Source organism: Pseudoduganella rivuli, from assembly GCF_009674485.1.
Lineage (GTDB): Bacteria > Pseudomonadota > Gammaproteobacteria > Burkholderiales > Burkholderiaceae_D > Rugamonas > Rugamonas rivuli_B.
In genome coordinates this window covers 23,147-49,423 of record NZ_WKJJ01000006.1, presented here as the reverse complement: position 1 = coordinate 49,423, position 26,277 = coordinate 23,147, and the positions used below count along the sequence as shown (strand labels likewise).

Genomic DNA, 26,277 nt, shown 5'->3' with positions numbered 1-26,277 from the left:
CCGGCGCCGGCGTTGGCAGGCATCACTGTCAAGCGATGAAGCTTAGAAATGCACCCCGCGCAGCAACTGCTGCATCGCGATCTGTTCGGACGACATTTGTGGCGCCTTCTTGCCATCGGCGCCCTTGGCCGCTTCCGAATCCGGGAACATGCGGAACGTGGTGTTCAGCACGATCTGCGCGACGCGCGGCATCAGCGCATGCAGCACCTGGCCGAAGATGCCGACGCGGGTGGCGATGCGGACCGGTTTCCACACGATGGCTTCCGCGATCAGGTCGCCTGCTTCTTCCGGCGACAGCGTCGGCACGTTCTGGTAGATCTTGGTTGGCGCGATCATCGGCGTGCGGACCAGCGGCATGTTGATGGTCGTGAACTTGATGCCCAGGTCTTGCAGTTCGGACGACGCGCAGCGGGTCCACGCATCCAGCGCGGCCTTCGACGCCACGTAGGCCGAGAAGCGCGGTGCATTGGTCAGCACGCCGATCGACGAAATGTTGATCACGTGGCCGCGTTTTTTTGCCGTCATCGATGGCATCAGCGCCATCGTCAGGCGCAGCGCACCGAAGTAATTCAGTTGCATCGTGCGTTCGAAATCGTGGAAACGGTCATACGACGATTCGATGGCGCGGCGGATCGAACGGCCCGCGTTGTTGACCAGCACATCCACGCCGCCGTGGTTTTCCAGCAGCACCTTGGCGAAACGGTCGATGTCGGCCATGTCCGACAGGTCGGCCGAATATGTGATCAGCTCGAAGCCTCGGTCTTCCACTTCCTTCTTCGCTTCCGCCAGCTTTTCCTCGTCGCGGCCGCAAATGATGGTGATGGCGCCGGCCTCGGCCAGCTTGTGGGCGGCGGCCAGGCCGATACCGGACGAGCCGCCCGTCACCAGCACCACCTTGCCGGCCACCTGGCCGCGCAGCGTGTGGTCGATGAACAGGTCCGGGTCCAGATTGCGTTCCCAGTAATCCCACACCGGCGCGGCGTAGCTGTCCAGCGGCGGGCACGCAATGCCGGTGCCTTTCAGCGCCTTGGTGGTGTCGCGGTTATCGAAGCGGGTAGGGTAGTTGATGAAGTTCATCAAGTCCGGCGGCAAACCCAGGTCTTTCATGACGGCGTCGCGCACGCGGCGCACCGGCGTCAGCGCCATCACGCCCTTTTTGATGGATTTCGGGATGAAGCCGAACAGCGCCGCATTGATGCGGATGCTCATGGTCGGGGCATGGGCGGCGCGGCAGAAGATGTTCAGCACTTCGCCCACGCGCAGCGGTTCCGGGTCCGTCAGGTGGAAGGCGCGGCCATCCAGGTCGGGCTGGTGCGAAATGTGGTGCATCGCGTTGACCACGTAATCGACCGGCACGATGTTGATGCGGCCGCCTTCGATGCCGATGGTCGGCATCCATGGCGGCAGCAATTGGCGGATGCGCTGGATCAGCTTGAAGAAATAATACGGACCGTCGATTTTATCCATTTCGCCGGTCTTGGAGTCGCCGACCACCATGCCGGGGCGATATACGCGCCACGCGCCCTTGGTTTCCTGGCGGACGATTTTCTCGGATTCGTGTTTGGTGGCGAAATACGGATGGTCGAGATTCTCCGCCTCGTCAAACATATCTTCGCGGAAGATGCCTTCAAACATGCCGGCGGCGGCAATCGAACTCACGTGGTGCAGAATACCGGCCTGGATCGCATTGGCGAATTCCACGGTATTGCGCGTGCCTTCGACATTGACGGCGATTTGCTCGTCAGCGTCGGCCAGCATGTCGTAAATGGCAGCCAGGTGGTAAAAGTGATCGATATTCTTGTTCAGTTGCTTAATGTCGTCTTTGGAGACGCCAAGCTTAGGACTGCGCAAGTCGCCGAATACCGGAATTGCACGTGATTTGCTGACGCCCCAGTATTCGTAGAGCGCCGGCAGCTTGTCGCTGCTGCTTTCACGCATCAGGAAATAGACTACGCTGCCTTTCTTTTCCAGCAGTTTCCTGACCAGGCGTTTGCCGATAAAACCAGTCGCTCCGGTAACAAAGTATTGCATTAAGTCTCTCCTTTATTCTTTAAGTATCGACAACCCGGCAATCATTACAGGACAGGCAACAATTGGCAAGCACTGTTGCAATGTTCATTAGAACGCATACTCTACCCCATTAGAAGCCCATCTCTAGAAATGACCCCTAAAATGTTTTCATCGCAAGGAACGATCCGATTAAACGAAAGACTCTTTAGGAGCTTACAATGGCAAAGAAACTGAAATCCCTGGCAGCAAAAGAAGACGACAAACAACTGGCTAGCGCAGTGCGCAATTCCGCACAGCAAATCTGGCAAGCAGGCCTGGGCGCATTCGCTAAAGCGCAAGAAGAAGGCGGCCGCGTGTTTGCCAAGCTGGTGAAAGAAGGTACCGCGTTGCAAAAGCGTACCCGTGATCTGGCCGAAGATAAAGTCTCCGAAGTGCGCGACACCGTCAGCGGTGTTGGCAAGCAAGCCGCCGGTTCGTGGGACAAGCTGGAACAAGTGTTCGAAGACCGCGTTTCCCGCGCCTTGGGCACCATCGGCGTTCCAACCCAGAAAGACGTGCAAGAACTGAACAAGCGCGTTGAAGCCCTGACCAAAGCAGTGGAAGAGCTGACCGGCAAGAAGATCGTTGTGGCAGCCAAGCCAGCCGCCAAAGCCGCCGCCAAGCCAGCAGCGAAAAAGCCAGCCGCCAAGAAAGCCGCTGCGCCGAAAGCTGAAGCTGCTCCAAAGAAAGCCGCTACCCGTAAGCCAGCAGCCAAGAAAGCTGCCGTTGCCAAAGCCGAAGCGCCTAAAGCGGCTGCCGCCATCGCCTTCCCGACTGCCGCTTCCGTGAGCGCAGCCAAGAAAGAAGCAGCGTAAGCAGGCCGTTCGACAAGTTCCCTCGGTCCTCCTCCCCCGGCCCGCTTGCGGGCCGGGTCCGAGGGAATTTGCTACAGGCCTGCCACGTGCGGGCCTTTTGCGTTTTTGGCCGCTTATTCGGCGTTAATGGAATTACATGCCCGTAGAACAGAATCATAAGCAAGAGACAAAGCCACCCGTGAAAGTCGGGCTGGCGCTGGCGGGCGGTGGTCCGCTGGCCGTCGTATATGAAATCGGTGCGCTGGCCGCGATCGCGGAAGCCATCGAAGGACTGGATTTGAACAAGGCCGACATTTACGTCGGCGTCAGCGCGGGCGCCGTGATCACGTCGGCGCTGGCCAATGGTGTCACGCCGCACCAGATGTGCCGGTTGTTCGTGGAAAGCGACGTGGAAGCCGCCGAAGGGGCGCTGCTGTTCCGCCCGGAAACCCTGCTGCGCCCTGCGCTGCGCGAACTGGCCAAGCGCGCCCGTACCGTGCCGCGCCTGCTGGCCAGCAGCCTGCTGCACTATGCGCGCAACCGCAAGAGCCTGGCGGGCTCGTTCGAGCGTTTGAAGGAAGCGTTGCCGGCCGGCTTCCTGTCGGCCGATTCGCTGGGCCGCTACCTGGAATCGGTCTACAGCCAGGCGGGCCGCACCAACGATTTCCGCAAGCTGGGCCGCAAACTTGTGATCGTCGCCACCGACCTCGACACGGGCAAGGCCGTGCGCTTTGGCGAAACCGGCTGGGACAGCACACCGATCTCGACGGCCGTGCAAGCCAGCGCGGCTGTCCCCGGCTTGTTCCCGCCGGTGGAAATCAATGGCCATCATTTCGTCGACGGCGCTTTGCGCAAAACCATGCATTCGTCGATTGCGCTGGAAGAGGGCGTGGAATTGCTGTTACTGGTTAATCCCATCGTTCCTTACAACGCCCGGTTCAAGGCGGGCGCCGGCAAGCTGGTCAATGGCGGCCTGATCGACGTGCTATCGCAAACCATCCGCTCGATTTTGCATTCGCGCCTGGAAACCGGCCTGGCCAGCTACCAGGTCAGCCATCCACACGTCGATATCCTGCTGTTCCAGCCTAGCGAAGCCGATGCGGAACTGTTCTTTACGGCGATGTTCAGCTACAACAACCGGCGTCATACGTGCGAACAGGCGTATCAGCACACGCGCCAGGCATTGTGGCAACAGCGCCACATTCTGGGGCCGAAACTGGCCCGCCATGGCATGCGGTTAAGGGAATCTGTCTTGCAAGATAAAAGTCTTCGTCTCGTCAGCGACGCGCCGCCACGCAAGTCGCTGCTGGAACTGGATGCCGCGCTGGCCGACCTGGAACGTTACTTGAGAGTGGTGCATGGGGTTGAAGCGCAGCAGTAATAGGCCTGTGGAAAGCGATGCTTCGGTGTTATCCTTGCATGAAGAAAAACAGATAACGACAACCATGCAACAAAAAGCACCACGGCGCACGCGCGAACGTATCCTGGAATTATCCCTTCGCTTATTTAACGAATTCGGCGAGCCCAATATCACGACCACCGTGATTGCCGAAGAAATGAATATATCGCCGGGTAATCTGTATTATCACTTCCGTAATAAAGACGATATTGTTAATTCGATTTTCACGCAATTCGAAGGTGAAATCGAACGCATATTGCAAGTGCCGGATGGCCGCCGTTCGAATATCGAAGACGTATGGCTGTATTTGCACCTGATGTTTGAATTGATCTGGCGTTACCGTTTCTTTTACCGCGACCTCAACGATTTATTGTCGCGTAACCGCAAACTGGAATTGCACTTCAAGCAGATCCTTGCGCACAAGATCAAAGTCGCAAAGCAGTTATGCGAAGACTTGCGCAGCGAACAATCGCTGGAAGCGTCCGATGCGCAGATCGATGCGATGGCGACCAACATGGTGGTGGTGGCCACCTATTGGCTGTCGTACGAATACGTGCGCAACCCGCGCAAATACACGGAACAGCAATCGATGGCCGATGCGCTGGCCCGCGGTTGCTACCAGGTGCTGTCGCAAATCGGTCCGTACCTGCGCGGTGAGACGCAATTGCTGTTCCAAAAGCTGTCTGAAGAATACTTAAAAAAACTCACCTAGGAGAAGCACACATGGCATGGACCAAATTCCCGTATGCGGACGACGCTTACGTCTACACCGCCGCCGGCCTGAAAAAAGCGTGGGCGCGCCTGCACGCCAGCGATGCGGAACCGTTCCCGTCGAATCCGGAACTGGTGCAGGCATGGATTGCCTACCACGCCGGCGACTTTGAAAAAGCCGCGCAATTGGGGCTGGCGCAGGGTGTCGACGGTTACTCGGTGGCGAACCGCGCGACGTGCATCTATGCCAATTACCTGGAAAAGAGCGACAAGAAAAAGCTGGACCTGTACCTGGAAGTGGCGGAACGCTGCGAACAGCAACAGGAAGAACAGCCGAAAAACGCGGCCGGCTTCTATTGGCACGCGTATGCGCTGGGCCGTTATGCGCAGGGCATTTCCGTGGTGAAGGCGCTGTCGCAGGGCATCGGCGCGAAAGTCAAGAACAGCCTGGACACCGCCATCAAGCTGGCGCCCAAGCACGCCGACGCGCACATCGCACTGGGCAGCTACCACGCGGAAATCGTCGACAAGGTTGGTTCGATGATTGCCGGCCTGACGTATGGCGCGAAAAAGGAAGAGGGTTACAAGCTGTTTAAGAAGGCGGCGGAACTCAATCCGGACAGCGCTATAACGCACATCGAATATGCGAATGCGCTCGTCATGCTGGACGGCAAGAAGAAAATGGACGAAGCTGTCGCTTTGTACGAGAAGGCGGCCGAGCACGACGCGGCGGACGCCAACGAACGGCTGGACGTGGAGCTGGCCAAATCCGAGTTAGAGGACGAGTAAGTGCAGGCTGTGAAATCGATCTGTGTCTATTGCGGCGCCAATGCCGGTGTCTCCCCCCGTTATGCGGACGAGGCGCGCCGGCTGGCGCACGCCATGGTGGAAGCCAATTTGTCGCTGGTATATGGCGGCGGCAACGTGGGGCTGATGGGCGTGATTGCCGATGAAGTGCTGCGCCTGGGCGGCGAAGTCACTGGTGTGATTCCGACCGCGCTGATGGAGCGCGAAGTGGGGCACACGGGCCTGACCCGCCAGTTCATCGTCAAGGACATGCACGAGCGCAAAGCCATGATGGCGCAACTGGCCGACGGTTTCATTGCCATGCCCGGCGGCATGGGGACCATGGAAGAATTGTTTGAAATGCTGACGTGGTCGCAGCTGGGCATCCACTCCAAGCCGGTCGGCTTGCTGAACGTGGATGGTTTTTATGACAGCCTGGTGGGTTTCATCCACCACGCGAAAGAGCAGGGCTTCATCAAGCCGCAGCATGCGGAAATGATGATGGTGGAAACGGATCCGGCAGCCTTGCTGAAGCGTTTCGTCAACCTTTGATGCACGGCCGTGGGGCGCGGCGAACGCTCAGGCGCCCCACAATTTCTTCCCTTCCGCATCGATCGCCGTCAGGTACAACCGCACATCGAATTCGTACTGGTGGTAATTCGGTTCCATGTACGTGCACAGTTTATAAAACGCCTTGTCGTGCTGCTTTTCCTTCACGTGCGCCAGCTCGTGGACGGCGATCATGCGCAGGAATTCCGGCGGCGCATCGCGGAACATGGTGCCGATACGGATTTCATGCTTGGCCTTCAGCTTGCCACCCTGGACGCGGGAAATCGACGTGTGCAGCCCCAGCGCGTGATTGATAACGTGGATTTTGCTGTCGAACATGACCTTGTCGATGGGCGCCGCGTTGCGCAGGAATTCGTCGCGCAAGTCTTGCACGTACTGGTACAGCGCCTTGTCATTGCGGACGTCGTGCGCGGCCGGATAGCGTTTCAATAACACTTCGCCCAGGCGGCCCTGGTCCATCAACAGCCGGACTTGTTGCTGGGTTTGGTCGGAATAGGCACTCAGGTATTTCAGGGGCTGCATAAGAGACAAGGCGTGTATTTCTGCGGGACAAGAGCGGAAATGTACCATATCATGGCGCGATGCGTACCCATGTCAATTCAGTGGGACTGCTCGTTCGCAGCGATCCTGCCTTGTCGTTCAGTTATCCGTCCCATATCGACCGCGCCAGCCTCGATGCGCTGCCGCAGCAACCCGGCATTTATGTGTTCCGCGACGCGGACGGCGTGGCGGTCTATGTTGGCAAAAGTGTCAACATCCGCCACCGCGTCTTGAGCCATTTGCGCACCCCGGAAGAAATGCAGATGCTGGCGCGCACCGCCCGCGTGGATTTCGAGCGCACCGGCGGGGAAATCGGCGCCCTGTTGCGCGAAGCGCAATTGATCAAGCAATGGCAGCCGGTGTTCAACCAGAAATTGCGCCGCACGCGAGAAATGTGCGGTTATCTCGTGCCGGACGACGGCGTGACGCTGCAACTGGTGTTTGGCCGCGAACGGGATTTTGCCGCCACCGATAACCTGTTCGGCCTGTTCGGCAGCCGCCAGGCGGCGCAGGAAGCGTTGCGCGACCTGGTGCAACTGCACGGGCTGTGTCCGGCGTTGCTGGGGCTGGAAAAAATCTCCAGGGGCCGCGCCTGTTTTGCGCACCAGATCGGCCGTTGCCGTGGCGCCTGCGCGGGACATGAAACCCACGACCTGCACCGGTTGCGCTTGCTGGAAGCGCTGATTGCCTGGCAAGTGGCGCGCTGGCCGTATGACGGCGCGATCGGCATCGTCGAAGAATCGGATGGCTTGCGCCAGGTGCACCTGGTGGACCGCTGGTGCTATCTCGGCGTCAAACCCAAGGGGCGGCGGCGCAAGCTGGCGCGCGGGGAATTCGATATCGACGTGTACCAGATTTTGCGGCGGCCGCTGCTGGCCGGTGACCTCGTCATCGAACGTTATATGCCTCTATAAATAATGCCAGTCGATACGGACGCATGGAGCGCGCTATATAATTCAGTATATTGCGAACATGATCCTGTCGAAGAGGGAAGTGACCATGCTGAGAAAACTGTGCTGCGCAACTGTTTTGGGCGCGTTTGCCCTGACCGCCACTGCCGCCGACATCACCGTCTCCGCCGCCGCCAGCCTGACCAACGCCTTCAAGGAATTGTCGCAATCGTTCGAAGCCGCCCACCCCGGCGACAAGGTGTTGCTGAACTTTGCCGCCTCCGATGCGCTGGTCCAGCAAATCGCCAAGGGGGCGCCGGTCGACGTGTTTGCGTCCGCCGACCAGGATGCGATGGACAAGGCGGAAGCGCAGCATTTGCTGGCGCCGGGCAGCCGCGGGAATTTCGTCAGCAACAGCCTGGTGCTGATCGTCCCGAACGGCAGCACACTGCCGATCCGCAGCCTGGTGGATCTAAAATTGCCGGCTGTGGCGAAAATCACGATGGGCAATCCGGCCGGCGTGCCGATCGGCCGTTATGCGAAAGAAGCGCTGGAAAAAGCGGGCCTGTGGGCCGCCGTCGAGCCGAAACTGGTGTTCGGCGCGTCGGTGCGCCAGAGCCTGGACTACGTGGCGCGCGGCGAAGCCGATGCGGGTTTTGTCTACGTGACGGACGTGGGCGCGCAAAAGGATAAAGTCAAGGTCGCCTTGCCCGTGCGCAGCGCCACGCCGGTGACGTATCCGATCGCCGCCATCCGTACCGCGCCGAATGCGGCGGGCGCCAATAAATTTCTCGCCTATGTGCATGCGCCGGCGGGCCAGGCCATCCTCGCCAGGTATGGCTTCGGCAAACCTTGACGTGCAAATAAATGAGTGACATCTGGCAGCCGGCCTGGATTGCGCTGGCGCTGTCATTGAAGGTGGCCGGGTGGGCCACCTTGCTGGACATCGTGTTCGGCATCGCGCTCGGCTACGTGCTGGCGCGTTACCGCTTTCCCGGCCGTGACATGCTGGATGCCTTGCTGACCCTGCCGATGGTGATGCCGCCCACCGTGCTGGGTTATTACCTGCTGGTGCTCATCGGCCGCAACGGTCCGATCGGCCACTGGCTGCAACAGCAGTTCGGCATCAACCTGATTTTCACGTGGCAGGCCGCCGTGCTGGCGGCTGCCGTGGTGGCGTTTCCCCTGGTGCTGAAGGCGGCCCGCTCCGCATTTGAAACCGTCGATACGCAACTGGAGGACGCGGCCCGCGTGCTGGGCGTTTCTCCCGTCGGCGTGTTCCTGCGCGTGACCTTGCCGCTGGCGTGGCGCGGCGTCCTGGCCGGCACCTTGCTGGCCTTTGCCCGTTCCATGGGCGAATTCGGCGCCACCCTGATGGTGGCGGGCAGCATTCCCGGCAAGACGCAGACGCTGTCGATCGCCGTCTATGAAGCCGTGCAGGCGGGGCAGGACGACACGGCCAACCTGCTGGTCATCATCACGTCCGTCACGTGCGTCGTGGTGCTTGTGCTGGCCAACAAACTCACTCCCAACCGCGGGTTGTAAATCATGTTGATCGACGTCGATATCGCGAAAACCCTGCGCGCCGGCCAGCGCACCTTCCGCCTGAAAGCCAGGCTGGTGTCGGCCAGTGACCGCATCGTGATTTATGGCGCGTCCGGCGCCGGCAAGAGCATGCTGTTGAAAGCCATTGCCGGGCTGGTGACGCCCGACAATGGCCACATCGCGTTGAACGGGCGGCGTCTGTACGACCGCGCGGCGAAAGTCGACGTGCCGGTGCAGCGGCGCCACGTGGGCTACCTGTTCCAGGATTACGCGCTGTTTCCCCATTTGAACGTGCGGCAGAATATCGCTTTCGGCTTGAAGAAGGGCTGGTTCAATCCGCCGGTGACGGCGCATGGTGAGCAACTCGATTACTGGCTGGACGCCTTTGAACTGCGCCCGGTGGCGCACCAGTACCCGGCACAACTGTCGGGCGGGCAGCGGCAGCGCGTGGCGCTGGCCCGTGCGCTGATCGACGAACCGCAGGCGCTGTTGCTGGACGAACCGTTTGCCGCGCTGGACCCGGCGCTGCGGGTGCGCATGCGCGCCGAGCTCGATGCATTGCAGCACCGCTTGCGGATTCCGATGCTGATGATTACCCACGACCCCGACGACGCGCGTGTCTTTGGCGGCCACGTGCTGACGATGATGGATGGCGTCATTGCCGGCGAACGGCAGATCGATGTGGAGGCAAGCCATGGTGGCTGACAGTAAAGCGCTGGCGCTGGAAGGCAAGGTGTGGATGACGGTGGGCGGCAGGCAACTGGGCGGCTCGGACCGCGTGGCGCTATTGGCGGCGATTGCGCAGCACGGCTCGATCACGCAGGCGGCCAAGGCCGTGCACATGAGTTACAAGGGCGCGTGGGACGCCATTGAAGGCATGAACAACCTGGCGGGCGAGCCGCTGGTCGAGCGCCTGACGGGGGGCAAGGGCGGCGGCGGCACGCGGCTGACGCCGCGCGGCCTGCAACTGGTGGAAAACTTCCGCCTGATCGAGCGCGAACACCGCATGTTTATCGAACACCTGAGCCGCCAGTCGCATGCGCTGGCGGACGATTTCCTGCTGATCCAGACCATGAAAATGAAAACCAGCGCACGCAACCAGTTTTCCGGCACCGTGTCCGCCATCAAGCGTGGCGCCGTCAATGACGAAGTCACCATCGATATCGTTGGTGGCCAGCGGCTGGTGGCCATCATCACGCGCGACAGCACCGATAGCCTGGGCTTGAAAGTCGGCGGCGATGCCTTTGCGCTGGTCAAGGCTTCGTCCGTCATCATTGCCACCGACGCGGACGGCGCCAGGGTATCGGCGCGCAATCAGCTCAGCGGTGTGATCACCCGGCTGGTGGTGGGGGAAGTCAATGCGGATGTCAGCATCACGCTGCCGGGTGGCGGCGTGCTGGGCGCGACACTGAGCCTGGAAGGCAGCCAATCGCTGGCGCTGAAAGAGGGGATGACGGTCACGGCGCTGTTCAAGGCATCGAGCGTGATCGTCGGCGTGCCGGGCTAAGCCAGCGCCAATCCCTCATGGCTGGCCCACTGGCGCAGGGCCTTTTCCGTGGCGTCATGTTCATACTGGCGCCACAACGCTTCCTTCCCTTCCTTTGCCACCAGGTCGTGGAATTTTGCGTGGGCGCCGCGCCGCTGGAAAAATTCCTGTGCGACGGCGAATTGCGCGGGAATGTGTTCCTCCACGAACTTCAGTTCCAGGTGGCCACCGAGGTCGAGGTCCTGCCGGTGCGGCACCGACCAGTAGCGTTCATCGTCGTCGACGTCAGGGGGGATCCGCTTGTACGCATCGTAGATTTGCGCGGCGTGGAAGACTTCACCGGTCGCCTTCGCGATATAGGCATTGCGTTCATATGGCGCGCCGGCGGACACAAAATCGAAGGCGGATTGCAGGTCGTCAAACGGGATCGCTGTTGGCATGGCTACTCCTTTCGGAAGTATCGGTTTGACAAGTCAATCCATTATAGACGGCGTTGATGTTTGTCACTAAGAGTAGTTGATATATGTCACATCCTTGCATCAAATCGGCAGTCGAGCAGTGATGAGCGAGGGCGGCATGCCGTAACCCATGCCGCGATACCGCAAAACAAAGTGTATAACGTGTGCCCGGCTGTTACTCATTGTCCCTGCCGGCAGCCTGCTGCTTGTTCAGGCGGTGGGCGGACTGGCGGCTTTCACCGCCCTTGCGGCCGATTTCCGACATGTGGGCGCGGTCACGGCTGACGGCTTCGCCGCCTTTTTGGCCGGCGCGGCGCGCTTCTTCCGAATTGAATTCGTGCGCCGTGCCTTTCTGGTGGGCGGCCTGGCCGCCGCGGCTGGCGATGGCGCGCTGCTGTTCGGCATCCATGGCGGCAAAGCCGCGTTTTGCGCCATTTTTCGTGCCATTTTTAGCGCCGTTGCCTGCGGCGGGCTTTTCGGGGAGATCCGACGGGGTATTGTCGTCCATGATGCTGCTCCTTTATGCGATGAGACCGCCGGGATGGCGGTCCTGTGCATTGGAGAAGCAGCGCGCGGATAAGTTCCGCGCCGGCGATGGGGCTTACGCGACCTTCAGCACCAGCTTGCCGAAGTTTTTGCCTTCAAACAGCATCGTCAATGCTTGCGGGAATTGATCGATGCCTTCCACGACATCTTCGCGGCTCTTGATCTTGCCTTCTTTGAGCCAGGTGCCCAGTTGGGCGATGGCGACGTGGTAGCGGTCGGCATAATCAAACACCACCATGCCTTCCATACGGGCGCGGTTGACCAGCAGCGACAGGTAATTGGCAGGACCTTTGACCGGCGTCGTATTGTTATATTGAGAAATCGCACCACAGATGACTATACGGGCTTTCATGTTGATGCGGGTCAGTACCGTGTCCAGAATCTCGCCGCCGACGTTATCGAAGTAGACGTCGATACCTTGCGGGCAATGTTCTTTCAGGCCGCCCCGGATATCGCCGGCCTTGTAATCGATGCACGCGTCAAAGCCCAGTTCGTTGACGACGAAATCGCATTTATCCTTGCCGCCGGCGATGCCGACCACGCGGCAACCCAGCTGTTTCGCCACCTGGCCCACGGTCTGGCCCACGGCGCCCGCGGCGCCCGACACCACCACGGTTTCACCGGCTTTCGGCTGGCCCACTTCCAGCAAACCGAAGTAGGCCGTCATGCCGGGCATGCCCAGCGTATTGGTCCACACGGTGGCCGGGGCCAGGCGCGTGTCGATTTTTGCCAGCGCCGCGCTGCGGTCGTCCGCCGCGCCGGTCCAGTAGCTTTGCACGCCCAGGCCACCGGTGACGATGTCGCCGACCGCGAATTTCGGCGATTTCGACGCCACCACTTCGCCAATGCCGCCGGCGCGCATGACTTCACCGATCGCCACCGGGCGGATGTACGACTTCGCATCGTTCATCCAGCCGCGCATTGCGGGGTCCAGCGACAGGTACTGGGTCTTGACCAGGACTTCACCGTCAGCCAGGTCGCGTACGGGTTCCGAGATGCGCTGCCAGTTGCTGTCCGTGGGCAGGCCGACCGGGCGGGATGCCAGGCGAAATTGAACGTTGTGCAAAGCTTCCATAAAGTGCCTCCGAAGTTATTGGGATTGTTTTCCTACTATAACTTAAAATGAACGACCGTGCTATTTTTCAAAATACCTGTGGTGGCGTCAAGACATGCGACAATAGCAGGTTAATGCTTTTCTAATCCATTGATTAACAAGTTTCGTCCATGACGCACCCTGAATACATCCTGACCCTGTCTTGCCTGGACCAGCGCGGCATCGTGCATCGCGTTTCAGGCTTCCTGGCCGAGCACGGCTGCAACATTATCGATTCCGCCCAGTTCGGCGACAGCGAATCCCAACTGTTTTTCATGCGCGTGCATTTCTCGCTGGAAGAAGCGGGCGTGACGGATGAACGCCTGCGCGCGGAATTCGCGCTGCTGGGCAGCGACATGCAGCTGGACTGGGAATTGCGCGATGCGCGCGCCAAGCCGCGCGTGCTGCTGATGGTGTCGAAAATCGGCCACTGCCTGAACGATTTGCTGTTCCGCTACAAGAGCGGCCTGCTGCCGATGGAAATCCCGGCCATCGTGTCGAACCACATGGACTTTTACCAGCTGGCGGCCAGCTACAACATTCCATTCCACCATCTGCCACTGGCGGCGGGTGCGTCGGAAGAAGCCAAGCTGGCGCAGGAAGCGCGCATCATCGAGCTGGTCGAGTCGCACAATATCGACCTGGTGGTGCTGGCGCGCTACATGCAGATCCTGTCGCCGCAACTGTGCGCGCGCCTGAAGGGCAAGGCCATTAACATCCACCATTCGTTCCTGCCCAGCTTCAAGGGCGCCAAGCCCTATGCGCAGGCGCACCACCGCGGCGTGAAACTGATCGGCGCCACGGCGCACTTCGTCACCAGCGACCTCGATGAAGGTCCGATCATTGAGCAGGACGTGGAACGGGTCGACCATTCGATGGATGCGGACACCCTGTCCGCCATCGGTCGCGACGTGGAGTGCGTGGTGCTGGCGCGCGCCGTGAAATGGTTCGTCGAACACCGCATTCTGCAAAACGGCCGCAAGACCGTCGTCTTCAAGTAATCGCTACTGATTGAGCATTGACTGAGTAATGGCACTGAAATCCACGATTTATAAGGCGGAACTGTCGATTGCCGACATGGACCGCAATTACTACAACACCCACCTGCTGACCCTGGCGCGCCACCCGTCCGAAACGGACGAGCGCCTGATGATCCGCGTGCTGGCGTTCGCCATCCACGCCGATGAAGCGCTGGTCAATGCCAAGGGCTTGTCCGATACGGAAGAGCCGGACCTGTGGCAAAAGGATTTGACCGGCGCGATCCAGCTGTGGATCGAAATCGGGCAGCCGGACGACAAGCGCCTGCTGAAGGCGGCGGGCCGCTCGGAGCAGGTCGTGGTGTATTCGTACAGCGCCACGTCGCACGTCTGGTGGAAGCCGCTGGCCAACAAGATCGACCGCGCGAAAAACGTCAGCGTGGTGAATATCCCTGCCGAGGCATCGGCCGCGCTGGAAAAGATGGCGCAGCGCTCGATGCAATTGCAGTGCACGATCCAGGATGGCCAGATCTGGCTGACCGACGGCACGGAAACCGTGCTGGTTGAGCGGGAAACCTTGAAAGCATGAGTCCCGTAGGGCGGTTTCCGCAGGAAGCCGCCATTGCTTGCGCTGCGTTGGCGCAGGCAAGGCGGCTTCGCTGGCGCGAAACCGCCCTGCGATTTGTCGTCTGGTTGGCTGTAATAGCAACGCCAGTCGGCGCGCACGCGCTGGACCAGCAGCAGGTGATGGCGGGTGCGGCGGTGCTGTACAACGAACGCATCGCCGGCCTGCGCGCCGCGCAACTGCTGGACAACGACACGGACTTCCACGCGCGCGTGCAGCGCATCGCGCAACCGCTGCTGGCGCAGGCGGCGCGCGACTATCCCGAATCGGCCGCCTGGCCGTGGGAAGTGCACACCACCACCGATCCCGAAGAACACGCGTATGCATTCGCCGGCGGCAAGCTGCTGGTCAGCGGCGCGCATGCCGCCGCCCTGAACTTGTCCGATGGCGAACTGGCCATGGTGCTGGCCCATGAAATCGCCCACGCGGTGCTGCGGCACAATTTGCAGGAATACGAAGCGGCCCTGACGCTGGAGCCGGCGTGGGCTACCCGTCCGTTCGCGGAACTGGAACACGCTGTCGACCACGATGGCGCGCTGATGGCCAAACTGGCGCCGCTGGGCAAGCAGCAGGAGCTGGAAGCGGATCGGGAAGGCTTGAAACTGGCGGCGCGGGCAGGGTGGGCGCCCCAGGTGCTGGCCGGCTACTTCCGCAAGGTGGTGCAGGCGTCCAGCGCACCGAACGCCAGCGGCTTTGCCCATCCGTCGCCTGCCAGCCGCTGGCGCGCGGCGCGCGACGCGGCCCGGCAATTGGGCCGCTGACATATGCGGTGGGCGCCATGCCAGCTATAGCGCGTCGCCACGGACATCCCGGGTTATAATCGACCGTTATGAAACGGACATCGGCAACCAGCACGCTGTGGCTCTGGATCGCATGCTTTGCGGTCTTGCTGAACGCGCTCGCGCCCTCCGTTTCGCATGCCATTGCGTTCAGCCAGGGCGTGCCGGCCACGTGGGAAATCTGCCGCGCCGACGGGTCGCGCGTCACGGTCTCCGGCCTGATCACGTCCGGGGACAGCGACGACAGCAACAAGTCGTCCGGCGCCGCCAAAACCATGGGCGGGGATTGCGCGTATTGCCAGACCCACGCCGGGTCTTTCGGCCTGCCGCCCGCCACGCTTTCCGGCCTGCCCGCCACGGGCACGCCATTCATGCCGTTCCTGTTCTATCGCGCGCCGCGGCCGCTGGCTGTCTGGGCCTCCGCGCAACCGCGCGGGCCGCCCGCGCGCATCTGATTCACCTTACTGCCGCGCGCCATCGCCGCGATGCCGCGCTCCTTGTAAACCGATTCAGAGGTAGAAATATGAAATATTCGAATAAAGTCATCCTGTCCGCCGCGGCATGGCTGCTGGCATCCAGCGCCCACGCGCAAGTCACCGTCAAGGATCCGTGGGTGCGCGCCACGGTGCCCGCCGCCAAGGCTTCCGGCGCCTTCATGCTGGTGCAGTCGGCACAGGATGCGCGCCTGGTGGAAGTGCGTTCGCCGGTCGCCGGCATGGTGGAAATCCATCAAATGTCGATGGATGGCGGCATGATGAAAATGTCCGCCGTCGACGGCATCGACCTCCCGGCCGGCAAGCCCGTTGCGCTGGCATCGGGCGGCTACCACGTGATGCTGATGCAGTTGAAGCAGCAAATGAAGGAAGGCGACACGGTGCCGCTGACACTGGTCGTGCAAAAGAAAGACAAAAAACTTGAAACCATCGAAGTCAAAGCGCCGGTCAAGCCTTTGAACTACGCGCCCGCCAAGTGAGGTTGCTATGAACAAGACTTTCGCAATTGCCGCCGCAGCCCTGGGCGCGGCGCTGTCCCCGTTCGCTTTCGCCCACGTCACGCTGGACCAGCCCACCGGCCAGGCCGACACGTATCACAAGCTGACCTTCCGCGTCGGCCATGGCTGCGATGGCAGCCCCACCAAGTCCATCACGGTGACGATGCCGGAATCCGTCACGGGCGCCAAGCCGATGCCGAAAGCCGGCTGGAAAATCGCCACCACGCAGGGCAAATTGTCCGTGCCGCAGGAATCGCACGGCAAGACCATCACCACCGCCGTGCGCGAAGTCACGTGGAGCGGCGGCCCGCTGGCCGACGAACATTTCGACGAATTCGTGGTGCAAGCCAAACTGCCCGCCGAGCCGGGCAAAGTGTATTTCAGGGTGGTTCAACAGTGCGTGAAAGGCAGCGTCGCCTGGGATGAAATTCCCGGCGATGCCGGCGCCAAATTGCTGGCGCCGGCGCCTGTCCTGACCGTCGTTCCCGCTACCGGGCCCGCTCACGCACACTGACCTGACATGAACAATTTGAAATGCAGGCCGCTGGCAGTCATGCTGGCGGCAATGGGCGCTGCCGCGTCCATGGTTTGTCCTGCCCGCGCGGATCACGTGGTCCACATCACCGCCGGCCGTCCCACATCGTTGCCCGCGCAAATTCCCACGACGATGGAAGGCATCACGGGCGAACAGGTGGAAGACCGCATCAACGCCAGCGACAGCGAAGATGCGCTGAAATACCTGCCCAGCCTGAACGTACGCAAACGCTATATCGGCGACTATGATCACGCGGTGCTGGCCAGCCGGGCTTCCGGCACGGGAAACAGCGCCCGCTCGCTGGTGTACGCCGATGGCATCCTGCTGTCCAACCTGCTGGGCAATGGCGCCACCTACACGCCCCGCTGGGGCCAGGTATCGCCGGAAGAAATCGAGCGGGTCGACGTGCTGTACGGGCCGTTTTCCGCCGCCTATCCGGGCAATTCCGTCGGCGCCGTGGTGGACTTCCAGATCCGCATGCCGGACCAGCTGGAAGCGCACGTCAAGCTGTCCGGCTATACGCAGGGCTTCAGACAATACGGCTCCGATACGCGCCACGATGGCGGCCAGGCCAGCGCATCGATCGGCGACCGCCAGGGCGCCTGGTCGTGGTGGCTCGACGTGTCGCGGCTGGACAGCAACGGGCAGCCGATTGCCTTTGCCAACAAGCTGGTTTCCGCCGGCAAGGCCAATAACGACGGCGTGCCTGTGACGGGCGCGATTGCCGATAAAAATCCGAGCAATGCCGACTGGCTGATCCTCGGCGCCACCAGCCAGGTGCACACGGTGCAAGACCACGCCAAGGTCAAGCTGGCGTACGACATCGCCCCCGCGCTGCGCGCCAGCTATACGCTGGGCTGGTGGCGCAACGATGCGGTGCGCACGTCGACGTCGTACCTGCGCGATGGCGCGGGCAATCCCGTTTATGGCGGCACGATCAATGTGGCGGGACGCAGCTACGCATTGCTGGCGTCGGATTTCGCACCGTCGCGCGGCGCGCTGGAACACGTGATGCACGGCCTGTCGCTGAAGAAAAACGGCAGGGGCGAGTTCGAATGGGAAGTGGCGGCCAGCCGCTACGATTATGCGCGCGACCTGGTGCGCACGCCGACCGTGGCCGTGCCGGATCCCGCCACCGGCGGGCAGGGCAACCTGACCGACATGGGCGGCAGCGGCTGGAATACGCTGGCCCTGCGCGGCGTCTGGCGTCCGCTGGGTATCGCGCACACGGTGGAATTCGGCGTGCAGCGCGACAGCGCCTGCCTGCGCACCCGGGTCACCGGCAGCGCGGATTGGATCCATGGCGCCGCCGGCAAGCCGGTATCCCGTTTCGTTGGCGATACCCGCCTGACCAGCGTTTACCTGCAGGATACGTGGCGCATCACGGACGCGTGGAAAACCACGCTGGGCCTGCGCCGAGAACAATGGCAGGCGTTCGATGGCGGCATCGCCAACAGCGCTGACGCGCTGTTGCCGTTCAAGGCGCGCAGTGAAGCGTCATGGTCGCCCAAGGCGGCGGTATCGTACCGCGCCAGCGATGACTGGTCGGTGAAAGCGTCGGCCGGACGCGCCGTGCGTAACCCGACGGCGCAGGAATTGTTCCAGGGTTCCATCGTCAACAATGACATCGTCAACTCGGACCCGGCCCTGCGCGCCGAACGCTCGTGGACCAGTGAACTGACGGCGGAACGCCAGCTGGACAAGGGCAGCCTGCGCCTGACGGGCTTCCACGAAACGTCACGCGACGCGCTGTATTCGCAGCCCTTGCCCTCGGCGCCCACCGTCAATACCGTGCAAAACATCGCCCGCATCCGCACCAACGGCCTGGAGCTGTCGTACCAGCAGGAAGACGTGTGGCTGCATGGGCTGGCGCTGACGGGCAGCGCCACCTGGGCCGACTCCGTCATCACCGGCAATTCCGCGCTGCCGGCCAGTGTCGGCAAACGCCAGCCCCGTGTACCGGACTGGCGCGCCACCTTGCTGGCGTCGTACCACGCGGGGGAGCACTGGACGTCGACCCTGGGCTTGCGCTACAGCGGCCGCCAGTATGGATCGCTGCTGAACAACGATCCGAACGGCATGACGTACATGGGCGTGTCGGATTACCTGGTGCTCGACGCGCGGGTGCGCTACCGCTTCAACCGGCAGTGGAGCGGGTCGGTGGGGATCGATAACCTGAATAACCGCAAGTATTGGGCCTTCCATCCCTATACCCAGCGCATGCTGGTTGCGGAGCTGAAGTTCGACCTGTAGGCCAGCCCCGGCCGGCGCGCTTAGTTTGGCGAACCGCCCAGGCGCTTGACGGACCCGGACCCCATGATGCTCTTGCTGATCTGCGGATCGCCGTAGTAGCCAATGTCGCCGGAACCGGCCACCGACAGGTTCAGCGACTGCTTGGCCCACACGGTGGCCTGGCCGGAACCGCCGATGCTGACGGAAACGTCGCGCGCCGCCAGTTTGTCGGTCGACACCTTGCCGGAACCGCCGATCGACACTTGCAGGCGTTCCGTATTGCCGGCCGCCTTCAGGCTGCCGGAACCGCCCAGCGATACCGCCACCGCATCGCTTTCCATGTTGCGCACGTTGATGGAGCCCGAACCGCCCACGTCGAACGTGAGTTTGGGCGCCTTCAGCGTGTCGGCATCCACCGAGCCGGAACCGCCGACGGCGATCCTGTCCAGCATGCGGGCGTTGACGATGACTTTCAGGTTGCGCGTTTCGATGCGCACGTCGCGCTTGACGGGGCGCACTTGCAGCACGCCGTGTTCCACCACGGTTTCAATCACCGCTTGCACGTTTTCATCCGTTTCAATCGTGATATTTTCCGTATTTCCCGTACGCACTTCCACTTCGCCCGGCAAGGCCAGCGCGAGGCCCGTGAAATGGCCGGTTTCGCGCGTCTGCTTGACGATCTTGCCATTGCCTTGCACGGCTTCGCCGCCGCGCAGCCAGCTCAGCGGACCGGCCTGCACGCCGGCAGCCGGCACGATGATGGCCAGGGCGCTGGCGGCCAGCAGGACGGAACGGGCGATGTTGTGGAATGCTGCCATGTTGACTCTCCTCAGTGAAACGTGTTTTGAATGTGAATGAGACTTGATGAGGATCATGGTACGGCGGCAAGATTGCCACCGCAGCCGCCATGCGACAGACTGCCGTGGACAGGGAACAGAATGCAAAATCGCGGTTCCGGCCGCCGCCAATTGGCCGCCATGGCGGCGGCTTGTCAACGGACGTGGCATCCATGCCAATAATCGCGGCTGGCGGCATCAAAACCGCTGGCGGCGCGGCCTGCGGACCGTATAATCCTTGCGGAACTATTAATTTACCCAGGGAATCGAGTCATGGAATACCACCAGTCTTCGCAGATACGCACGCTGACCTATGAGGAAAACGAAGACCACCCGGTGTTCGGCACATTGGTGGAGCAAATCCTGCACCTGCTCAATTCCCGGCTGACCTTCAGCGACATCCTGATCCACCAGAACAGCCCGCTCCTGCTGCGCCAGCCCAAGGGCCTGGTGGCGGTGACGGATTCGCCCATCACGCGCGAAGAACTGGAAGAATTCTTTGAAGTGGTGGAACCGAACTGGCAGGAACGGATCCAGGACCGCGCCTTTGACCGGTCGATCGACCTGCACATGGCCCGCATCCGCGCCAACTGCTTCACGTTCCAGGGTAAGAAGCGGCTCGGCTGCGTGATCCGCCGCTTCCCCAAGGAACCGCTGCCGCTGGCGAACCTGGGGCTGCGTCCCCATGAACAGAAATTTGCACAATTAACCAGCGGCCTGGTGCTGATCATCGGCGATACGTGCCAGGGCAAGTCCACCACCATCGCTTCGATGCTCGATGAAATCAACAAGCACCGCTCGGGCCACATCATCACCATTGAAGACCCGGTCGAAACGCTGATCCCGCAGCGCATGTGCGTGATCACGCAGCGCGAAGTGGGCTTTGACGGCGACGTGGAAAGTTTTTACCTGGGTGCGCTGGACGCGCTGCGCGAACGGCCGGACGTCATCGTCATCGGTGAAATCCGCGATGCGCAGACGGCGCAGGAAGCGCTGGCGCTGGCCGAATCCGGCCCGCTGGTGCTGGCCACGTTGCACGCCCGTTCGACGGAACTGGGCTTGCAAAAAATGATACGTTTACTGGGCAACTCCGAACCGCAGCAGCAGGCGCTGGCCCACGCGCTGCGCGGCGTGCTGTGCCAGGCGCTGCTGCCGTCCGTGGATGGCGACCGCTACCACTTGGCCACCGAATGCCTGACCATGCACCCGGATGTGGCGCGCATGATCGAGGCGGGCAATGTGACGGGCATCCGCAACTGGATGGAAGCGCAGCAGCGCGACGGCTGCCACACGATGAACGCGGTGCTGCGCGTGCTGCTGGCCGAGAAAAAGATTGCGCTGGATGATGCGCGGCATGCCACCACGGACCGGGTGGGGCTGGCGGCGCGCACGTCGTAGCGCATCACGGGCGTCAATCCAGCGGGACCCTCCGGTAGCGGTCGACGTCGTTGCCGTTGATGGGAGGCGCGTTGTTATTCCACGCGGCGCGGATGTACGACACCACGGCCGCCACTTCCGTGTCCGACAGCACGTGCGCGAACGGCGGCATGCCGTATGGCCTTGGATTGCCGGCGGTAGCAGGGGCAAAGCCGCCATTGAGCACGATGCGGATCGGATTGGCCGCTTCTTCCATCAAGAGCGCGCGGTTGCCGTTCAGCGGGGGATAGGCCGGCGGCAAGCCCTTGCCCCCAAAGCCGTGGCACTGCACGCAATGCTTGAGGTAGACCTCGCTGCCCAGGTTGATGAATGCCTGCGCTTCCGGCGACTCCATCCGTTCATAGGGCTTGGCCTTGCCGCCCGCGTGGGGCAGGGTTTTCAGGTACATGGCCATGGCTTGCACATCGTCGTCCGACAGGTGCTGCAAGCTTTCCCGCACCACTTCCGCCATCGGGCCAAACACGGTGGCGCGCGGCGATACGCCTGTTTTCAGCAGTTGCGCCAGGTGCGCCGTGTCCCAGTCGCCCAGTCCCGCTTCGCCGTCGGACGTCAGCGATGGCGCATACCAGCCCAGCATCGTGATCAGGCCGCCCGACATGCGATCGCTGGACGCGCCCAGTACATTGCGCGTGCTGTGGCAGGCATTGCAGTGGCCCAGGCCCTGGACCAGGTATGCGCCACGGTTCCATTGCGCGCTTTGCCCCGTGTCTTCGCGATAGACGGCAGGGCGGAAATACAGCGAGCGCCACACCCACAGGCTGGCCTGCAGGTTGTACGGGAAACGCACTTCGTGGGGCAGGCTGGCTTGTTTGACCGCCGGAACGGTCTGGAAATACGCATACAGCGCATCGGCGTCGTCGCGCGACACGTTGGTGTAGTTGGTATACGGGAAGGCCGGGTACAGTAGGCGGCCGTCGCGCGATTTGCCGTTATGCAGCGCGCGCCAGAATTCATCGGCGCTCCAGGCGCCGATGCCGGTTTCCCGGTCGGACGTGATATTCGGAGCGAACACGTTGCCGAACGGCGTTTGCAGCGCGCGCCCGCCCGCATAGGGCTGGCCGCCCCGCGTGGTGTGGCAGGCCTGGCAATCGCCGGCGCGGGCCAGGTAGGCGCCGCGCGCAATCCTGTCCGGTGCGGACAGGGCGGCGGTGGCTTTGCCGGGCGGCGGCATCGGGTCGTCGCCCGGGGCGATCAGCCACAGGCCCGCCAGCAGGATGGCGAAGACAGCACAGGCAATGGCGAGACGGCGGTTCATGGCTGGCCTCCGGTGCGGGGGGCGCTGGTGGCCGGATTGTCCGGCGCGCTGCCGCAGGCGATGGGCAGCGGACGGGCGATCGTTTCGGCAGGCAGGATAGCGGCATCGGCTGGTTGCTGCGCCAGCCAGCCGGAAACGGCGGCGATGTCCTGGTCGGACAGGCGGGCGGCGATATCGGCCATGCAGTCGGGGGCATGCGCGCGCCGGCCCTTGTCGCGCCAGGCGCCGAATTGGGCATTGATATAGTCGCGGGGCAGGCCGACCAGGCCAGGGATCGCCGGAACGACGCCAGTCAGCTTGTCGCCATGGCAGGCCACGCAGGCGGGCACTTTCTTTTGCGGATCACCCTGCAATGCCAGCACGCGTCCCCGTTCCAGCATGGCGGCGGTGGCGCTGGTTTTCCCGGGCGCGGGGTAGGGTGGGTGCAGGGATGCGAAGTATTCGGCGATTTCCATCAGGTAGGCGTCGGATAATTGCTCCGTCATGTACGTCATCATCGCGTAATGCCGGCGGCCTTCGCGGAAATTGCGCAACTGGTTATACAGGTAGCCTGCCGGCTTGCCGGCTATGCGGGGGAAGTACACGTCGCCGCGCGCGGCCGCCTGGGCGTCGGCTTTGACATTGGCGCCGGCCGTGTGGCAAGCCGTGCAGGCCGCCACGCGCTGGGCCATGGTGTCGGGGAGTTCCTTGAGCGCCACGGGCTTGGCGGGAGCAGCGTATGCTTGCGGCGCCAGCATGGTTGCGGCCAGGCAGATGGCCAGGATCGGTTTCCTCATCGGGTGCCCATTCTTTAAAATGGTGGACTGAGATGCAAGAATACGCCTGTGCGGCACGGATGGACAGGCGCAGAAACGCAACAAAACAGGGGATCAGATTGAAGCTTTACGAAGCGCTGGCGCAGGAAATCGAAGACCTGGTGGCGCAGCAGGCGCTGCGCCCCGGCGACCGGCTGCCGTCCGTGCGCCAGCAACAGGCGCGCCGGGGCGTCAGTCCGGCCACCGTGTTCCAGGCTTATTACCTGCTGGAGGCGCGCGGCGTCATTGAATCGCGGCCCCGCTCCGGCTATTACGTGGCGCGCCGCCGCCTGCCGGACGATGCGCCGCCGCAGCCGCAGGCATCGGCGCCGGCCGGCGAGGCGGCCGCCGTCGATGTCAGCGCGCTGGTGTTCGACGTGCTGGAAGCGGCGCGCAACCGGTCAGCCGTGCCGTTCGGTTCCGCTTTCCCCAGCCCGCTGCTGTTCCCATTGGACCGGCTGGCGCGCGAAACCGCGTCGGCCATGCGCCGGCTGGATCCGTGGAGCACGGTGGCGGACCTGGCGCCGGGCAATGCCGAATTGCGGCGCCAGATCGCGCTGCGCTACCAGCTCGATGGCGCGCCCGTCGCGCCGGACGACATCGTCGTCACCAATGGCGCGATGGAAGCGCTGAACCTGTGCCTGCAAGCCGTGACGCGGCCGGGCGATACGGTGCTGGTGGAGTCGCCCACGTTTTATGCGGCGTTGCAGGCACTGGAGCGCCTCGGCTTGAACGCGGTGGAAGTGGCGACCGATCCCCGCGACGGTATGGAACTGACGGCGCTGGCGCAGGCGCTGGAACGGCACCGGCCCGCCGCCTGCTGGCTGATGACGAGCTTCCAGAACCCGCTGGGCAGCCTGATGCCGCCCGAGAAGAAACAGGCGCTGGTGGCGCTGCTGGCGGAACATGGCGTGCCGCTGATCGAAGACGACGTCTATGGCGAGCTGTATTTCGGCGCGCGCCGCCCGGCGCTGGCCAAGCGCTATGACCAGCAAGGCCTGGTCATGCATTGCGGTTCGTTTTCCAAGTGCCTGGCGCCGGGATTCCGCATCGGCTGGGCCGCGCCGGGCCGCCATGCACGCGCCGTCGAGCGCCTGAAACTGTCGACCAGCCTGGCGTGCGCCATGCCGTCGCAGCTGGCGCTGGCCGGTTACCTGGCCCAGGGTGGTTATGACCGCCATTTGCGCCAGTTGCGCACCGCGCTGGAAGCGCAGCGCGACGCCATGCTGATGGCGGTGGCGCGGCACTTTCCGCCGGGGACGCGCGCCACCCGGCCGGACGGCGGCTATTTTCTGTGGGTGGAATTACCACCGGGCGCCGATACGCTGGCGTTGCAGCGGAGCGCGCTGGAGCGGGGCATCAGCATCGCGCCGGGACCGATGTTTTCCGCGCGGCGCGAGTACCGCCACTGCTTGCGCCTGAATTACGGGCATCCGTGGAATGCGGAGCAGGAGGATGCAATGGCCTTGTTGGGGCGGTTGGCTCAAAATCCGTAGGGCGGCTTGGGTTGATCAAGCCGCCATGCGTGCGTGATCGGTACCGCATGCGCTCGCGGTGGCGCATGCATGGTGCATCCGTTCGTGGTGGTGGCAGGCGCTTTGGCCCGGCAGGGGATCTACGTGGCGCCGGAAGCGGCTGCCGGTTTCGGCGGCCGCGGCTTGCGCTTATGCTTGGCCGGCCGCAGCGGCGGCAATACATTGCCCGCTGCGATCCAGTGGCGGTAAATGCGCAGGGCGACTTGCGCGTCATCGGCCGCATACAGGATCTGCCGTTCCGACAGGCGCGGCGCGGCCCAGTTGGTGGTGGAAATCTTTTTGGACTTTTGCAGTTTCTGGCCAAAGAAGCGCGCCACGGCGCTTTTCGCGCCCAGGTCGTTGCGCTGGCCGCCCCGCAGGGCCACGGACAAATCGGCCACGCGCTGCGGCTCGATGCCCAGCTTGGCGCGTAAGCGGCGCACGTCATCGGACAGGCCGAAACCGACTTTTAAAATCTGCTCGGACTCCAGCACTTCCTTTAACAGCGGCAGCGCGGGCGACGGCTGCGGGCCGATCTGGAACAGGTAGCAGGTGCCATCGGTCGCCAGCTGCACCAGGTGCGGCCCGTCGGACGATTGCCCTTTCAGGAAAGTCGGCTTGGATTCGGTATCGAAACCAATCACGTCCGCCGCCAGCAATGCCGAATGCGCATCTTCCAGTTCGGCGGCGCCGCGCACCAGCCGCACGTCGGACAGCGCAATGCCGATATAAGGCGGCAAATCCGGGGCAAGCCCCGGCCCGCCATCGGCTGGCAAGTCGGCGTCGTCGTCCATCAGCCTTTTTTGGAGAATTTCGCTGCCAGCAGGTTCAGTTTTTCCTGGCGCTGCTGGGCCGCTTCCGCTTCCGCGGCGGCTTCGCGCTCGGCTTTCTTGCGCTCCGCTTCTTTTTTCAGGCGTTCTTTCAACACTTCCTTGGCGTGCTTGCGATGCACGTCGGTGACTTCGGCGCCGGCTTTGCCATCGAGGTCATAGCGCACGGTGGCTTTTTCCATCACGCGCAGGTAGCGCTGCGAACCCGTGTGGATGCCCAGCGCGGCGCGCATCAGCTTTTTGTCGATGCCCGGCATTTGCGCCAGAATTTGCTTGTCGATACCGATCGACAGGGGCAGGCAATCGCGGAAAGGTGGGAATTGTTGCTGCAGTTGCTTCAACAGGGCACGGGCGGTTTGCGCGGGCGCGGCTGGTTGAATGGCCGCTTCGGTGGCCGCCGGTTCCGGGGTAAGGCTAGTGTTCATCGACTTCACAGGTTAAGCAAGAGGCCGCCAGCATATCACGCTGTCAGCATCGTTGCATTGCAAAATCCGCCACCATGTTGTTTTGCTTATTAGATATTCAACGTGCGCTTGCGCTCAAAAGCCGTTATAATAATCGACTCGCCAAACAAAATTGGCTGTAGCGGCAGGACTTGCAGCAGG

General features: G+C 62.5%; 29 protein-coding genes. 19 read left to right on the top strand and 10 right to left on the bottom strand.

Annotated elements, in window-relative coordinates; translation table 11 throughout:
* Positions 1–42 precede the first annotated feature (42 nt).
* Positions 43–2,031 (bottom strand): SDR family oxidoreductase, encoded by a 1,989-nt coding sequence (locus tag GJ700_RS10815; RefSeq protein WP_154373550.1) that lies wholly within the window; start codon positions 2,029–2,031, stop codon positions 43–45.
* A 197-nt stretch (positions 2,032–2,228) separates the two neighbouring features.
* Between GJ700_RS10815 and GJ700_RS10810 the strand changes: the two genes are divergently transcribed.
* From GJ700_RS10810 to GJ700_RS10790, 5 genes are all read left to right on the top strand, one after another.
* Complete coding sequence (locus tag GJ700_RS10810; RefSeq protein WP_154373547.1) at positions 2,229–2,864, top strand: phasin family protein; 636 nt, start codon at positions 2,229–2,231, stop codon at positions 2,862–2,864.
* 178 nt (positions 2,865–3,042) lie between these two features.
* Complete coding sequence (locus GJ700_RS10805; protein ID WP_371867914.1) at positions 3,043–4,224, top strand: patatin-like phospholipase family protein; 1,182 nt, start codon at positions 3,043–3,045, stop codon at positions 4,222–4,224.
* A 64-nt stretch (positions 4,225–4,288) separates the two neighbouring features.
* Complete coding sequence (locus tag GJ700_RS10800; protein ID WP_154373543.1) at positions 4,289–4,954, top strand: TetR/AcrR family transcriptional regulator; 666 nt, start codon at positions 4,289–4,291, stop codon at positions 4,952–4,954.
* Between the two features lie 11 nt (positions 4,955–4,965).
* Positions 4,966–5,742 carry a tetratricopeptide repeat protein gene (locus tag GJ700_RS10795; protein WP_154373542.1) on the top strand — a complete coding sequence of 259 codons (777 nt, stop codon included), beginning with the start codon at positions 4,966–4,968 and terminating at the stop codon, positions 5,740–5,742.
* Between the two features lie 9 nt (positions 5,743–5,751).
* A complete protein-coding gene (locus GJ700_RS10790; protein ID WP_371867927.1) occupies positions 5,752–6,291 on the top strand; it encodes an LOG family protein in 540 nt (179 codons plus the stop codon).
* A 27-nt stretch (positions 6,292–6,318) separates the two neighbouring features.
* Here GJ700_RS10790 and GJ700_RS10785 read toward each other — a convergent pair whose 3' ends face one another.
* Entirely contained in the window at positions 6,319–6,831 is a 513-nt protein-coding gene (locus tag GJ700_RS10785; protein ID WP_154373539.1) for a YgjP-like metallopeptidase domain-containing protein, read from the bottom strand.
* 80 nt (positions 6,832–6,911) lie between these two features.
* Between GJ700_RS10785 and GJ700_RS10780 the strand changes: the two genes are divergently transcribed.
* Genes GJ700_RS10780 through GJ700_RS10760 form a run of 5 tightly spaced genes read left to right on the top strand, consistent with a single transcriptional unit; the run spans position 6,912 to position 10,791 of the window.
* Entirely contained in the window at positions 6,912–7,763 is an 852-nt protein-coding gene (locus GJ700_RS10780; RefSeq protein WP_371867913.1) for an endonuclease, read from the top strand.
* A 58-nt stretch (positions 7,764–7,821) separates the two neighbouring features.
* Positions 7,822–8,595, top strand: a complete 774-nt coding sequence (gene modA / locus GJ700_RS10775) for a molybdate ABC transporter substrate-binding protein (protein WP_371867912.1) — start codon at positions 7,822–7,824, stop codon at positions 8,593–8,595.
* 11 nt (positions 8,596–8,606) lie between these two features.
* Positions 8,607–9,284, top strand: coding sequence for a molybdate ABC transporter permease subunit (modB, locus tag GJ700_RS10770; protein ID WP_154373535.1), 678 nt, complete (start codon positions 8,607–8,609; stop codon positions 9,282–9,284).
* 3 nt (positions 9,285–9,287) lie between these two features.
* Complete coding sequence (locus GJ700_RS10765; protein WP_154373533.1) at positions 9,288–9,989, top strand: ABC transporter ATP-binding protein; 702 nt, start codon at positions 9,288–9,290, stop codon at positions 9,987–9,989.
* Complete coding sequence (locus GJ700_RS10760; protein ID WP_154373531.1) at positions 9,979–10,791, top strand: TOBE domain-containing protein; 813 nt, start codon at positions 9,979–9,981, stop codon at positions 10,789–10,791. The genes GJ700_RS10765 and GJ700_RS10760 overlap by 11 nt, the downstream gene beginning before the upstream one ends.
* On the opposite strand, the gene GJ700_RS10755 is transcribed toward GJ700_RS10760, so the two are convergent.
* The 3 genes from GJ700_RS10755 to GJ700_RS10745 form a co-directional block, all read right to left on the bottom strand.
* Positions 10,788–11,210: a hypothetical protein gene (locus GJ700_RS10755; protein ID WP_154373529.1), complete on the bottom strand. Its 423-nt coding sequence runs from the start codon at positions 11,208–11,210 to the stop codon at positions 10,788–10,790. The genes GJ700_RS10760 and GJ700_RS10755 overlap by 4 nt on opposite strands.
* 193 nt (positions 11,211–11,403) lie before the next feature.
* The gene (locus GJ700_RS10750) at positions 11,404–11,736 is read right to left on the bottom strand and encodes a KGG domain-containing protein (protein WP_195763857.1); all 333 of its coding nucleotides are present in this window, start codon (positions 11,734–11,736) and stop codon (positions 11,404–11,406) included.
* Positions 11,737–11,829: 93 nt separating this feature from the next.
* Positions 11,830–12,849: an NADP-dependent oxidoreductase gene (locus GJ700_RS10745; protein WP_154373527.1), complete on the bottom strand. Its 1,020-nt coding sequence runs from the start codon at positions 12,847–12,849 to the stop codon at positions 11,830–11,832.
* Positions 12,850–12,998: 149 nt separating this feature from the next.
* Between GJ700_RS10745 and purU the strand changes: the two genes are divergently transcribed.
* The 7 genes from purU (at position 12,999) to GJ700_RS10710 (ending at position 19,027) form a co-directional block, all read left to right on the top strand.
* Positions 12,999–13,868 (top strand): formyltetrahydrofolate deformylase, encoded by an 870-nt coding sequence (purU, locus tag GJ700_RS10740; RefSeq protein ID WP_154373525.1) that lies wholly within the window; start codon positions 12,999–13,001, stop codon positions 13,866–13,868.
* 28 nt (positions 13,869–13,896) lie between these two features.
* Entirely contained in the window at positions 13,897–14,433 is a 537-nt protein-coding gene (locus GJ700_RS10735; RefSeq protein ID WP_154373523.1) for a YaeQ family protein, read from the top strand.
* 104 nt (positions 14,434–14,537) lie between these two features.
* The gene (locus GJ700_RS10730; RefSeq protein ID WP_195763856.1) at positions 14,538–15,230 is read left to right on the top strand and encodes a M48 family metalloprotease; all 693 of its coding nucleotides are present in this window, start codon (positions 14,538–14,540) and stop codon (positions 15,228–15,230) included.
* A 68-nt stretch (positions 15,231–15,298) separates the two neighbouring features.
* The gene (locus GJ700_RS10725; RefSeq protein ID WP_154373519.1) at positions 15,299–15,703 is read left to right on the top strand and encodes a DUF2946 domain-containing protein; all 405 of its coding nucleotides are present in this window, start codon (positions 15,299–15,301) and stop codon (positions 15,701–15,703) included.
* A 68-nt stretch (positions 15,704–15,771) separates the two neighbouring features.
* Positions 15,772–16,221: a copper chaperone PCu(A)C gene (locus GJ700_RS10720; protein ID WP_154373517.1), complete on the top strand. Its 450-nt coding sequence runs from the start codon at positions 15,772–15,774 to the stop codon at positions 16,219–16,221.
* 7 nt (positions 16,222–16,228) lie between these two features.
* Entirely contained in the window at positions 16,229–16,753 is a 525-nt protein-coding gene (locus tag GJ700_RS10715; RefSeq protein ID WP_154373515.1) for a YcnI family copper-binding membrane protein, read from the top strand.
* Between the two features lie 6 nt (positions 16,754–16,759).
* A complete protein-coding gene (locus GJ700_RS10710) occupies positions 16,760–19,027 on the top strand; it encodes a TonB-dependent receptor (protein WP_195763855.1) in 2,268 nt (755 codons plus the stop codon).
* Between the two features lie 20 nt (positions 19,028–19,047).
* Here GJ700_RS10710 and GJ700_RS10705 read toward each other — a convergent pair whose 3' ends face one another.
* Complete coding sequence (locus GJ700_RS10705) at positions 19,048–19,824, bottom strand: head GIN domain-containing protein (RefSeq protein WP_154373513.1); 777 nt, start codon at positions 19,822–19,824, stop codon at positions 19,048–19,050.
* Positions 19,825–20,115: 291 nt separating this feature from the next.
* Here GJ700_RS10705 and GJ700_RS10700 point away from each other — a divergent pair, with 291 nt between their 5' ends.
* Positions 20,116–21,240: a type IV pilus twitching motility protein PilT gene (locus GJ700_RS10700; RefSeq protein WP_154373511.1), complete on the top strand. Its 1,125-nt coding sequence runs from the start codon at positions 20,116–20,118 to the stop codon at positions 21,238–21,240.
* Positions 21,241–21,253: 13 nt separating this feature from the next.
* On the opposite strand, the gene GJ700_RS10695 is transcribed toward GJ700_RS10700, so the two are convergent.
* Together GJ700_RS10695 and GJ700_RS10690 are read right to left on the bottom strand one after the other, a co-directional pair.
* Complete coding sequence (locus GJ700_RS10695) at positions 21,254–22,534, bottom strand: c-type cytochrome (RefSeq protein ID WP_154373509.1); 1,281 nt, start codon at positions 22,532–22,534, stop codon at positions 21,254–21,256.
* Positions 22,531–23,310: a c-type cytochrome gene (locus GJ700_RS10690; protein WP_195763854.1), complete on the bottom strand. Its 780-nt coding sequence runs from the start codon at positions 23,308–23,310 to the stop codon at positions 22,531–22,533. Before GJ700_RS10690 ends, GJ700_RS10695 begins: the two co-directional genes overlap by 4 nt.
* Before the next feature lie 98 nt (positions 23,311–23,408).
* Between GJ700_RS10690 and GJ700_RS10685 the strand changes: the two genes are divergently transcribed.
* Positions 23,409–24,824 (top strand): aminotransferase-like domain-containing protein, encoded by a 1,416-nt coding sequence (locus GJ700_RS10685; protein WP_154373507.1) that lies wholly within the window; start codon positions 23,409–23,411, stop codon positions 24,822–24,824.
* A gap of 119 nt (positions 24,825–24,943) precedes the next feature.
* Here the strand turns inward: GJ700_RS10685 and GJ700_RS10680 are convergent, their stop codons facing one another.
* Together GJ700_RS10680 and GJ700_RS10675 are read right to left on the bottom strand one after the other, a co-directional pair.
* Positions 24,944–25,636: a 3'-5' exonuclease gene (locus GJ700_RS10680; RefSeq protein ID WP_154373505.1), complete on the bottom strand. Its 693-nt coding sequence runs from the start codon at positions 25,634–25,636 to the stop codon at positions 24,944–24,946.
* On the bottom strand, positions 25,636–26,097 hold the full coding sequence (locus GJ700_RS10675; RefSeq protein ID WP_154373503.1) for a ProQ/FINO family protein: 462 nt from the start codon (positions 26,095–26,097) through the stop codon (positions 25,636–25,638). Before GJ700_RS10675 ends, GJ700_RS10680 begins: the two co-directional genes overlap by 1 nt.
* Positions 26,098–26,277 lie beyond the last annotated feature (180 nt).